The following is a 3,341-nucleotide window of genomic DNA, read 5'->3' on the forward strand; positions in this document are numbered from 1 at the left end:
TCCGCCCATAGCCGCTGTCCCGCCGCCAGGCAGAACGCCAGCAGGCAAAGCGCGGCGAGCGTTGCCGTCGCCAGCCTGCCGGCGAGGGAAGCCGCGGCGAGCAGCAAGGCCGCTCCGGCTGCAAGCAGCGCGCCGCGGAGTCCGAGTCCTGCAGCCGCGGCGCTGCCGGCAACCCATGAAGCCGCGAACCAGACGAGCGGCCTTCGATTCATCATTCTCAACATCTAAGCCTCATCCCCATTCCTTCCCATGTTAAAGCGCCAGACACTGTAGCTTTATCTCCGCTGCTTCCTTAGTCCACCATGCTCCCATACCGCCGAACGAACCATAAAAGTTAACTACAACAGTCTGCCAATTGCCCTTCCCCTTGCCGCAAACGCAAAGAACCTCCAGCCACATGCATCGCGCATGTAACTGGAGGTTCTTCCTCCTGGGATTATAAATATTTAAGAGGTTACGGTCATCTCTGCCTGTTCCGGTGCGGAGTAAGGACCGATTTGTCTAAATACAATCCCCTTCTGCTCCATCAGCTCGTACACCTTGTCGCTATCCTTTGGATAACCGCGATGATAGACAACTTCCACTACGCCGCTGTTCGCCAGCATATTGGCGCAGGTCCAGCAAGGCTGGTCCGTTACATAGACGGTGGAGCCTTCCCGATTCGCCCGGTCGGTGAACAACAGCAGATTTTGTTCGGCATGAATCGTGCGGATGCATCTCTGTTTCCGAAAGACTTGCTCGACTCCATCCACCGTTTTCACTTCAATTTCTTCGGCAATCATACAGCCAGCCTCGAGACAGTCGTGTACGCCCATCGGCGCACCGTTATAGGCCGTGCCAAGCAACTTCTTGCCTTGTACGAGTACCGCGCCAACATGCCTTCTTGGACAACGCGACCTCGTCGAAACCATATAAGCTATATCCATGAAATAGGTGTCCCAATCCTTCCGGATCGCGTCCTTGGAGGAAGCCGGATTACTCATGTCGTTCTCTCCTTCTCTTTCGTTGCTGCATCCTGGGCATTCCGCCAAGTCTTTTCTCAGGTTGACATGGAAAGCGCATTATTACGAATATTTCCTGATAATACGCCAATGTACGGATAACCATCTTTTTGATCACGCACTTAAAATAAAACATAAACTTGCGAAAATTTCAAGATAGATCGGTTGGCGTTTCTTCAAAAAGAAACCGGCTCACGTTCGTGAGCCGGCCCTTTTTTTGCCTCTCTGGTGAAAGGCCTATCTTTAAGCCTGACTCGCCTCGATGGCTTGCTTCAGGTCGGCGAGAATATCTGCGATGCCTTCCGTACCGATCGACAGGCGGATCATGCCCGGAGCGACGCCCGCTCCGGCTTGCTCCTCCGGCGACAGCTGTTGATGCGTCGTGCTGGCAGGGTGGATAATAAGCGACTTGGAGTCGCCGACATTCGCCAGATGCGAGAACAGCTTGACGGAGTTGATGATCTTCTTGCCTGCATCAATACCGCCCTTGATGCCGAAAGTAAGAATAGCGCCTTGACCATTAGGCAAATATTTCTGCGCCAGGTCGTAGGATGGATGGCTTGGCAAGCCCGGATAGTTCACCCATTCGATTGCTTCGTGGCCTTCGAGGAATTCTGCAACCGCCTGAGCGTTGGAGCTGTGACGCTCCATCCGCAAATGCAGCGTCTCGAGTCCTTGCAGCAGCAGGAAGGAGTTGAAAGGCGACAAAGCCGCGCCCATATCGCGGAGCAACTGAACGCGTGCCTTGATAATGAAAGCGATAGGACCAACCGCATCCGTGTATACTACGCCATGGTAGCTAGGATCCGGTTCCGTCAGACCCGGGAAGCGTCCGCTGCCCTTCCAGTCGAACTTGCCGCCGTCTACGATAACGCCGCCGATCGACGTGCCGTGTCCACCGATAAATTTGGTCGCGGAGTGTACGACGATGTCTGCTCCATATTCGATTGGACGGCACAGGTATGGACTCGGGAACGTATTGTCCACGATGAGCGGAAGCCCGTTCTCATGCGAGATGGCAGCTACCGCCTCCAAATCGATAATGTCGCCTTTGGGGTTGCCGATGGTTTCGACGAATACGGCTTTTGTGCGTTCCGTAATTGCCGCTCTGAAATTTTCCGGATTCGAGGGGTCGACGAACTTCACCGTCACGCCCAGCTTGGGGAGCGTCGTGGAGAACAAATTGTATGTACCCCCGTACAAGCTGGTCGCGGATACGATTTCATCGCCCGCTCCTGCGATATTAAGAATCGAATACGTAATGGCGGCTTGACCGGATGCAACGGCAAGCGCGGCTGCTCCTCCCTCAAGCTCTGCCACCCGCTTTTCGAATACATCCGATGTCGGGTTCATGATTCGAGTATAGATGTTTCCAAATTCTTGCAACGAGAACAGGTTCGCCGCATGGTCGGTATCCCGGAATCCGTATGAAGTTGTTTGATAGATAGGTACGGCGCGGGACATCGTTGTCGGATCAATGGCTTGTCCCCCGTGTACGGCAATCGTGTCTAGCGAAAGCTGGTTTTCCTTAGACATTGCTTACTCCTCCTTGTTGACATGTAAATGCAGGATATCCTATCCATTCTCTCATATTCACGGTAATGCGACAACGCTTTCTTTGATAGAAGCCAAAAGTTTCTCGCCGATGCCTTTCACGCGGAGCAAGTCGTCCACGCTGCGGAACGGACCGTTCTGTTCCCGGTCATCCACGATCGCCTGAGCTTTGGAAGGTCCAATCCCTTTTAACCCATCCAATTGACCGGCATCCGCCCTGTTAATATCGAGTCTGCCGTCGGATGCAAATGACGATTGTCCAAGCGTACCAGCATTGGTTGCTCCGCCGTCACCGCTCTTTACTTCTCCCGCAGACTCCTCCGAAGTTGAATTGCCAGTGTCGGCTGTTCCTGCAGCTTCGCTAACAGAATCTCCGTTATTATCGTTTCCTTTCTTTTCAGCTCCCGGAGCTCCTGCAATTCCATTTGAACCGCCCGATACCTCATCGCCATCCGCGTTGCCTTGTTCGGCCGGATTCTTTTCGTTATTGGCGGTCACTCCCGCTCCATTCTCGTCCACCATTCCCGAGAGCGATGACTCCATCATTTCGTTCATGGGTATCCACTTCTCTTCCGCTCGCGAAGACTCGCCGAGCAATGCCGCCGCTGACAGCAAGCCGGCTCCCAACAAACATGCCGCAACGAATATCGTCCTTCCGTTTCGCAAAAATCCAGTCAATCGCGATTGCACCTCCGCCTTTTTAATAAATCATCCAACTAGCATTTAGGGCGTGTCTGAATACTCCGAGGGGAGCAGATTTTGCCGAATTTTCGTTCCATGCAAGGA

At 53.5% G+C, this 3,341-nt stretch carries 4 protein-coding genes; all 4 read right to left on the reverse strand.

What is annotated here, in order from left to right; genetic code table 11:
- Positions 1-224: hypothetical protein (locus PAT3040_RS37845; RefSeq protein ID WP_181377021.1), on the reverse strand; the 224-nt coding region annotated here is incomplete at its 3' end.
- A gap of 222 nt (positions 225-446) precedes the next feature.
- Positions 447-983, reverse strand: coding sequence for a deoxycytidylate deaminase (locus tag PAT3040_RS35300; RefSeq protein ID WP_087567181.1), 537 nt, complete (start codon positions 981-983; stop codon positions 447-449).
- A 261-nt stretch (positions 984-1,244) separates the two neighbouring features.
- Positions 1,245-2,537, reverse strand: a complete 1,293-nt coding sequence (locus PAT3040_RS35305) for a homocysteine synthase (protein WP_087567182.1) — start codon at positions 2,535-2,537, stop codon at positions 1,245-1,247.
- A gap of 57 nt (positions 2,538-2,594) precedes the next feature.
- Positions 2,595-3,233, reverse strand: a complete 639-nt coding sequence (locus PAT3040_RS35310; RefSeq protein ID WP_108996281.1) for a ComEA family DNA-binding protein — start codon at positions 3,231-3,233, stop codon at positions 2,595-2,597.
- Positions 3,234-3,341 lie beyond the last annotated feature (108 nt).

This window comes from Paenibacillus agaridevorans, from assembly GCF_003112455.1.
Taxonomy (GTDB): domain Bacteria; phylum Bacillota; class Bacilli; order Paenibacillales; family Paenibacillaceae; genus Pristimantibacillus; species Pristimantibacillus agaridevorans.